The following is an 8,123-nucleotide window of genomic DNA, read 5'->3' on the forward strand; positions in this document are numbered from 1 at the left end:
CAGGGGCAGGCTCCCGCCGGGCAGTACCCGCCGCCCTACGCAGCACCATTCCCGCAGGGGCAGGCTCCCGCCGGGCAGTACCCGCCGCCCTACGCAGCACCATTCCCGCAGGGGCAGCATCCCGCGCCCTATGCGCCCGCTCCTGACGCCAGGTCCACCCCTCCGGCACCGCACCCCTCGGAGCAGCACCGGGGTCAGTACCCCCAGCCAGCGCCGGCGGAGCAGCACGCGCCGGGAACCGCCGTCGACGACCAGCAGGCCGGTGCCGGGTCCTCCGATACCACCTCTGAGGACCCAGATACGCGACCGCGGGATCAGGCCCGGCGCGACCGATAGCCCGGCGGGTAACCGCGCCGGGCCGCCCGAGCGGGAAGACGGCTGGGGGGCTCAGTCCTCGACGCGGAGGCCCAGGTTCTCGGCGAGGATCGGCGCGAGGAGGCCCAGCTGGTAGGAATCGATGGTGACCCCGCCCAGCCCGTCCGGACCGGTGAGCGCCCGGAACTCGGTGGTGCGCAGGTCGACGTCCCGCAACCTGCTTCCCGTGAGGGTGAGGGTGTTGATCCGGCAGTTGCGCAGCGCGACGCGGACTCCCTTCGCCTCGGTGAGATCGAGGTCGCCGATGATGCAGTCCGAGATGTCGACATCGGTGAGGGTTGAGCTGCGGAGATTGAGGAAATCGAGCTTCCCGCCGCTGATCCGCACCGATTCGAGCGTGCTGTCATAGAGTTCAGCCGATCCCCAGCGGGTGCCCTCGAGCCAGACGTTGCGCCAGGAGCTCCGGGCTGCGGCGAAGACGGGGGCGAACAGCTCGGTGAAGCGGCACTCGCGGAACCGGGCCCCGCGCAGCTGCGTCTCGTTGAGGGAGGTACCTTCGAACAGGCACTCGCTGAAGGAAATACCGCCGAGGTCCAGGCCGTCGAGGCTCATGGAGGAGTACAGCTCGCCTTCGCGATGATCGCCCGCCTCCGGATGACCATCCTGGGGAACTGCGAGGTCGCGCAGCACCAGATCTTCGATCCGCGGAGACCGGGTTGAGCTTTTCGGCATGAGCTGTCCTGGGGGTGGGTGGAGGCGGAGCCCGGGACACTGCCCCGGGCCGGGTCTTCGGAAGTCTAGCGAAGCGCATCGACATCCCGCCGCGAACGCCCCCGATCGCGGTGGGTCCACCCGATCGCGACGGGTCCACCCGATTGCGACGAGCGCGCCAGGTATTCCGGGTCCGGCCGTCGCTTTCGGGCACCGCCGTCACTCTGGGGTACCGCCGACGTCTCCGGGACCGCCGCCGAGAACGCTCCGGATTGCGACGAGCGCACCTGATTGCGACGAGCGGACCGGAAATATCCGGCGCGGGAGTCGATTTCAGGGCCGGTCGTCGCTTTCGGGTACGGCAGTCGTATCCGGACGCGGTGGACTCTTCCGGGCGCGATTCTGTTCCGCGGCCCGCCCTGCTCCTAGACTGGCCACGGGATCCAAGCCCACTCCCCGGGCGCGAAAGCTCCCCCGAACGAAGGTGTCGGAACATGGCTGAAACTTCACAAGCTCAAGGGGAGGAAGCCTCCCTCCTGAAGGTGCTCGGCAACTGGGACGCGCTGGCGCTTGGCTTTGGCGCAATGATCGGTTTCGGCTGGGTGGTTCTCACCGGCGACTGGATCACCTCGGCGGGCACCCTGGGCGCGGTCGCCGCAATGGTCACCGGCGGCGTCATCATGGGTGTCGTCGGGCTCACCTATGCCGAACTCACCGCCGCAATGCCGAAGGCAGGCGGAGAGCATAACTTCCTGCTGCGCGGCATGGGACCGCGGTGGTCCTTCATCGGCTCCTGGGCGATCACAGGCGGGTATGTCACCATCGTCGCCTTCGAGGCCGTAGCGCTTCCGCGCACCGCCGAATACCTGTTCCCGGACCTGAGCCGGATCCCGCTGTGGGAGGTCGCCGGGGACCAGGTGCACCTCACCTGGGCACTGGTCGGCGCCATCGCGGCCGTCGTCATCACCTGGGTGAACATCCGCGGGGTGAAGCTGGCCGGTGTCGCCCAGACCTTCGTCGTGCTGTTCCTGCTCATCATCGGAGCGATTCTTGTCCTCGGCTCCTTCACGGGCGGATCGACCGCCAATATGGAGCCGCTCTTCACCGGTGGTCTTGCCGGCTACTTCAGCGTGCTCGTCGTCGTGCCGTTCCTCTTCATCGGCTTCGACGTCATCCCCCAGTCGGCCGAAGAGGTGAAAATCCCTGCCCGCCAGATCGGCCGCCTGGTTGTCGTCGCGGTGATCCTCGCAACGATCTGGTACGTCATGACGATCCTGACGACGTCCTCCGCCATGCCGGTTGGAGAGCTCGCCGACGCCGACATCGCGACGGCCGACGCCATGGGCGCGATGTTCGGCTCCGACTTTATGGCCCAGGTGCTCATCGCCGGCGGCATCGCCGGAATCCTCACCTCCTGGAACTCGCTCCTTCTCGGAGCGTCGCGGCTGATGTATTCAATGGCCCGGTCCGGAATGCTCCCGCGCTGGTTCGGCGTTCTCCACCCGAAGTACCGCACCCCCACGAACGCGCTGATGTTCATCGGCGCCCTGTCGTTCATCGCACCGTTCTTTGGAGAGGAGATGCTCGGCTGGCTTGTAGATTCCGGCGCGCCGAGCATCATCATCGCCTACATCCTCGTGTCGCTCGTCTTCGTGATCCTCCGCCGTACCGATCCCGGCATGGAGCGTCCGCTCCGCGTCGGAGGCAACGGGTCAGGCGGCGTGATCATCGGGTGGGCCGCCGTCGTGCTGTGCGTCGGGCTGTTGAGCCTGTACATGCCGGGCATGCCGGCCTCGCTCACCCCGCCGCCGTGGATCCTCTTCGGCCTGTGGTGGGTGCTGGGCCTGTTTTTCCTGTTCCGCATCCCCTCGGGGATCAAGCCCGGGGAGCACGCCGAAGAACGGCTGCTGGAGCGCCTCGGCAACCGGCGCCCCTAGGCTCCGGGCAGCCGCATCCGCATCCGCATCCGCAGGCCTCCTGCGGCGGCCTCGCTGCGGTGGGGGACCCCGATCGCGACGAGCGCACCCGATTGCGACGAGCGCACCGGAAATATCCGGCTCGGAAGGCGCTTTCGGGTGCACCAGTCGCTTTCTGGTGCGGGGTCGTTCCAGACTGCGGAAGGATCGCCGGGCGGCCCGGACCCGAGGGACGGCCACCGGACGGCCCTCCCTACGGGGTGCCCTAGGGTTGAAGTCATGGAATCGCCGATCGAGAGCTACCTCAAAAAGATCCACCAGGAGATTGCGGAGCTGAAGGACGGCAAGCCGTACAGCACCATCCCGGCCATGGCGAACGTCGACCCGGACAACTTCGGCATCTGCCTCACCACCGTCGACGGGTACACCTACGAGATCGGCGACACCCGTCAGGAATTCACTATCCAGTCGATCTCCAAGCCCTTCACCTACGGGCTGGCGCTGGCCGATCTGGGCATGGAAGCCGTGGATGCGAAGGTCGACGTCGAACCGTCGGGGGATTCGTTCAACGAGATTTCCCTCGCCCCCGGCACCGGCCGGCCCGCCAACGCCATGATCAATGCAGGCGCCCTCACCGCGACCTCCCTCGTCCGCTCCGCCGGCGGCAACACCCGGTTCAAGCGCATCCTCAACACCTACTCTGCCTTCGCGGGCCGGCAGCTGAGCGTCGACGAGGAAATCTTCGAGTCCGAGCTCGACCACGGCCACCGCAACCGGGCTCTGGCCTACCTGCTGCGGTCCTTCAACATCCTCGAATCCGATCCGGCGCCGGTCATCAGCGACTACTTCCGCCAGTGCTCGGTCCAGGTGACCTGCCTCGACCTGTCGGTCATGGCCGCGACCCTCGCCAACGCCGGCCGCAACCCGCTGACGGGCAAGGAGGTGCTGGGCATCGGCGAGGTGGAGCGCGTCCTGTCGGTGATGGCCACCTCGGGCATGTACGACGACGCCGGCTCCTGGCTGAGTAACGTCGGCATGCCGGCCAAGAGCGGTGTCGGCGGCGGAACGATCGCCGTCCTGCCCGGCCAGGTCGGCCTCGCCGTGTATTCCCCGCCGCTCGACGCCCACGGGAGCAGCGTCCGCGGCGTGGCCACCGCCGAGCGGCTCTCCAACGATATGGAACTCCACTTCGTACGGGCCGCCCGCACCGGCCGCTCGGCCATCCGGTCGACCTACGACATCACCGGGGCACCCTCGGGCATCCGGCGCAACGACGAGGCCATGGACATCCTCCGCGAACACGGGCACCGTGCCAGGGTCATCGAGCTCAACGGCGACCTGCTGTTCGCGGGCACCGAGTCCATGGTCCGCGAACTGAGCAGCCTTAGCGAGGACGTCGCCCTCGTCATCCTTGACCTGCGCCGCGTCGACGAGGTGGCCGGAGTGTCCCTGCGCCTGCTGGCCGAGGTGCGCGAGAACCTCGTGGCGGCCGGCCGGGAACTCGTCCTGATCGACGCCGACGGCAACCTCGCCGAAACCTTTCAGGACGTGGACCGGGAGGTGCCGACCTTCGACACCCGCACCGCCGCCGTCGAGTGGTGCGAAAACGAGCTGATCGGCCGCTACGGCGACGAGCTGTGCCTGCCGGCCGAGGTCGAAGTCGCCGACTGCCCGGCGCTCAGCCCGCTGAGCGCGGAGGACGTCGACGCCCTCGCCGAGCGGATGGAGGACCGCACCTACGCCGACCGCGACGTGATCCGGCGCGTCGGCCAGCGCTTCGGCGGCGTCTTCTTCATCCTCTCGGGCAGGATCGAGACCTCCGTGCCCGGCCCGACCGGGGGGCGCGTGAAGCTGACCACCCTCAGCGCCGGGATGACGTTCGGCGAGCTCGCGCTGGGCAGCTCGGACCGGCAGGAGACCACCGTGAAGGCGGTGGGGAAGGTCCGGCTGAAGGTCCTGACGGCGGACGCCATCAGCAGCATCGAGGAGGAGGACCCGCGGCTCGGCGTCGAACTCTGGAAGGCCCTGACCCGCGACGCGTACACGCGCGTTGACCTGTATCTCCGCGAGACCGCCGTGCGGATCCGCGACTAGGACTGGGGATAGGCTCGAGGCATGACAGTGCTGATCGCCGGGAGCGGAGACCTTGGAACGGAGGCCGGGCTGCGCTACGCCGCGGCCGGGCACCGGGTGGTGGGCTGGCGGCGCTCCCCCGGCCGGCTTCCGGAGCAGATTGAGGGCCAGGCAGTCGACCTCACCGGCACTCTGCCGGAGGTCCCGGCCGACACGGAGATCGTGGTGATCGCCACCGCCGCCGGCGAGCGCACCGAGGCGGCCTACCGGGCGGCCTACGTGAGCGCGACAGCGAACCTCCTCGACGCCTTGAAGCGCGACGGCGTGAGCCCCCGGCGGATGCTCTTCGTCTCCTCAACCGCCGTGTACGGGGACTTCGGCGGCGGACTCGTGGACGAGGAGTCCCCTGCGGAGCCCGGAACACCCACGGGGAAAATCCTGAGGGAGGCCGAGGTGCTCCTGCTAAAGCGCTCCCCCGGCGCCCTGGTCCTGCGGCTCTCGGGCATCTACGGGCCGGGCCGCACCCGGCTGATCGACTCGGTCTCCTCCGGCCGGGCCGTCCTGCCGGCCGAGCCCCAGTGGACCAACCGCATCCACCGCGACGACGCCGCCGCCGCCATTGTGCACCTCACCACGGCGGTGGAAGCCCCCGCGCCGGTATATCTGGGCACCGATGAGGAGCCCTCGGACCTCGCCGACGTCCTGCGTTTCCTCGCAGCCGAACTGCGGCTGCCGGCTCCCCCGGCCGGCCCGACCAGCACCACCCGCGGCGGCGACAAGCGCTGCTCGAGCGCCCTGCTGCGGTCGACCGGGTTCGGGTTCACCTACCCGACCTACCGGGAGGGGTACCGGGCCGTGCTCGCAGGCGAGGGCGTCCGCCACCCCTGATCCGTCCGGGGGCACGTTGATATGTGCGCGGATGTGCACCTATGCTGAAGAACCCCGTTCCGCCTGCCCCGAAGGAACCCATGCTCACCGTCCTGCGGGTTCCGGCCTACCGGAAGCTCCTCACCGCCCAGGTTGTGGCCCTGGCGGGCACCGGCCTCCTGACGGTGGCCCTCGGCCTGCTTGCCTTCGACCTTGCCGGCGGGCAGGCCGGCGCCGTCCTCGGCACGGCCTTCACGCTCAAGATGGTCGCCTACGTCTTCGCTGCGCCCTTCATGTCCGCCCTGGTGGGGCAGCTGCCCCGCCGGGCGGTGCTGATCGGCGCGGACCTGGTGCGTGCCGCCATCGCGCTGGCCCTGCCGTGGGTCGACTCGATCTGGCAGATCTACCTGCTGGTCTTCCTCCTGCAGTCGGCCTCGGCCACCTTCACTCCGGCGTTCCAGGCCATCATCCCCGTTGTCCTGCCGCGCGAGCGGGACTACACGCGGGCGCTGTCGCTCTCCCGCCTCGCCTACGACCTCGAGTCACTGCTCAGCCCGCTGCTGGCGGCCGCCCTGCTGCTCGTCCTTTCCTACTCGAACCTGTTCATCGGGACGGCCGCCGGTTTCCTGCTCTCGGCCGCCCTGGTCGCAGCCACCCGGCTGCCGCCGATTCCACCGGCAGACGCGGCCGGGTCGCTGCTGCACCGCACCACCCTCGGGACGCGGATCTTCCTGCGCCAGGCCCCGCTGCGCGGCCTGCTGGCCCTAGACCTTGCCGTGGCCGCGGGGACGGCCTACGTGCTCGTGAACACCGTGGTGCATGTCCGGGAGGTGTTCGACCGCTCCGATACCGACGTCGCGGTCGCCCTCGCCTGCTACGGTGCGGGGTCGATGTTGGTGGCCCTTGCCGCCCCGCGGCTCCTTGACCGGGTCTCCGACCGTTCCGTCATGCTCACCGGCGGCATTCTGCTGCCGCCCGGGCTTGCCGCCGCCGCGCTGCTGACCTGGACGGAGCAGCTCCCGGTCCCCCTCACGGATCATTCCTGGCTGCTCTACCTGGGCCTGTGGGGGCTGCTCGGCGCCGGAACCTCGATGATCAGCACCCCTTCGGGGCGGCTGCTGCGCCGGGCCGCCACCGACAGCACCCGGAACCAGCTCTTCACGGCCCAGTTCTCGCTGTCGCACGCGTGCTTCATCCTCACCTATCCGGCGGCCGGCTGGATCGGCGCCGCAACGGGCCAGCCGGCCGCGGCGCTCGTTCTGGCGGCGCTGGCCGCGGCGGGCACGGTGGCGGCGGCCGCCGGAGCGCCGCTGGACAGCACGGTGGTCGAGGCGGCGGCGATCACCGCCGCGACCGTGGTGGCGATCCGGCGGGTGATGGGGCGGCGGAGCGCCGGGAGCGCGGTCCGCGGATCGGTCGGCTCGGCGGAGCGAGCCGGGGTCAGGTCCGGGGTGGTGGCTGGCGTCGTCATGACACCAACGTCCGTCACCAGTGTCCGATTTGGGCTGGTTTCAGGACGGGATGACATTCCCGTCCGACGAGACCACCCAGGTCGGTCACACCGGACACCACCCGTCCGGAGGGCGGGGCACTGACCCGGCTGGGGCTGCGCCGTAGTCTCGCAGGCGTGACCGAGGCTGGTGGCGTCCGTCTGGAGCCGGTGGGCGACGGGGTCACCCGGCTCTCGTGGAGCCGGGAGCTGCAGGACCAGGGTCACGAGGTCGCGAGCGGCGCCGTCACCGAGGTGCTCGAGCGGCTCTTCGGCGACCTCGGTCAGGCGCGGGTCGAGGCGTGGGTCGACCCGGAGGACCTCGTGGCCACCAGGATCGCGACCTGGGCGGGGCTGCTGCGAGAGGGGCTCATGCGGGGTGCGGTCCCGACCGCCGGCTCCCGGGCCGACCGGGTCGTGTTCGCCCGGGTCCGCTCCGACGCGCCGGTGTCGGCGGGTCGAGGGTTCCGCGCCGTGCTCAACTCGTTCCTGCCCCGCAAGCGGGCCATCGCGCAGCTGCTGGTCCGCGACACCGAGGGCCGGGTGCTGATGTGCCACCTCACCTACAAGCAGGACTGGGACCTGCCCGGCGGGGTGGTCGAGGTCGGCGAGTCGCCGCGGCTGGCGGCCGAGCGCGAGGTCGAGGAGGAGCTCGCGCTCACGGTCGCGGCCGGGCCGCTCGTGCTGACCGACTGGCTCCCGCCGTGGAGCGGCTGGGACGACGCGGTGTGCCTGGTCTTCGACGGCGGGCG

At 70.0% G+C, this 8,123-nt stretch carries 6 protein-coding genes and 1 pseudogene; 6 read left to right on the plus strand and 1 reads right to left on the minus strand.

Annotated elements, in window-relative coordinates; genetic code table 11:
- Positions 1–336, plus strand: a pseudogene (locus QZX79_RS11605) (hypothetical protein); the annotation flags it as partial.
- Between the two features lie 51 nt (positions 337–387).
- On the opposite strand, the gene QZX79_RS11610 reads toward QZX79_RS11605, so the two are convergent.
- Positions 388–1,047 carry a pentapeptide repeat-containing protein gene (locus QZX79_RS11610; protein ID WP_294568434.1) on the minus strand — a complete coding sequence of 220 codons (660 nt, stop codon included), beginning with the start codon at positions 1,045–1,047 and terminating at the stop codon, positions 388–390.
- A gap of 473 nt (positions 1,048–1,520) precedes the next feature.
- Here QZX79_RS11610 and QZX79_RS11615 point away from each other — a divergent pair, with 473 nt between their 5' ends.
- From QZX79_RS11615 to QZX79_RS11635, 5 genes are all read left to right on the plus strand, one after another.
- Positions 1,521–2,963 (plus strand): APC family permease, encoded by a 1,443-nt coding sequence (locus QZX79_RS11615; protein WP_294568435.1) that lies wholly within the window; start codon positions 1,521–1,523, stop codon positions 2,961–2,963.
- A 258-nt stretch (positions 2,964–3,221) separates the two neighbouring features.
- Positions 3,222–5,036: a glutaminase A gene (gene glsA / locus QZX79_RS11620; protein ID WP_294568436.1), complete on the plus strand. Its 1,815-nt coding sequence runs from the start codon at positions 3,222–3,224 to the stop codon at positions 5,034–5,036.
- 21 nt (positions 5,037–5,057) lie between these two features.
- Positions 5,058–5,903: an NAD-dependent epimerase/dehydratase family protein gene (locus tag QZX79_RS11625; protein WP_294568437.1), complete on the plus strand. Its 846-nt coding sequence runs from the start codon at positions 5,058–5,060 to the stop codon at positions 5,901–5,903.
- 80 nt (positions 5,904–5,983) lie between these two features.
- On the plus strand, positions 5,984–7,477 hold the full coding sequence (locus tag QZX79_RS11630; protein WP_366484943.1) for an MFS transporter: 1,494 nt from the start codon (positions 5,984–5,986) through the stop codon (positions 7,475–7,477).
- Positions 7,478–7,509: 32 nt separating this feature from the next.
- Positions 7,510–8,123, plus strand: a 614-nt coding sequence (locus tag QZX79_RS11635; protein ID WP_294568438.1) for an NUDIX hydrolase, incomplete at its 3' end; no start/stop codon positions are given.

The sequence above is a fragment of the uncultured Arthrobacter sp. genome (genome assembly GCF_902805515.1).
Classification (GTDB): domain Bacteria; phylum Actinomycetota; class Actinomycetes; order Actinomycetales; family Micrococcaceae; genus Arthrobacter_D.

What these genes read in the sequence shown, in the direction of transcription:
- QZX79_RS11615 (WP_294568435.1), top strand. Translation starts at nt 1,521, where the DNA reads ATGGCTGAAACTTCACAAGCTCAAGGGGAGGAAGCCTCCCTCCTGAAG.
- QZX79_RS11625 (WP_294568437.1), top strand. Translation starts at nt 5,058, where the DNA reads ATGACAGTGCTGATCGCCGGGAGCGGAGACCTTGGAACGGAGGCCGGG.
- QZX79_RS11630 (WP_366484943.1), top strand. Translation starts at nt 5,984, where the DNA reads ATGCTCACCGTCCTGCGGGTTCCGGCCTACCGGAAGCTCCTCACCGCC.
- QZX79_RS11610 (WP_294568434.1), bottom strand. Translation starts at nt 1,047, where the DNA reads ATGCCGAAAAGCTCAACCCGGTCTCCGCGGATCGAAGATCTGGTGCTG.
- glsA (WP_294568436.1), top strand. Translation starts at nt 3,222, where the DNA reads ATGGAATCGCCGATCGAGAGCTACCTCAAAAAGATCCACCAGGAGATT.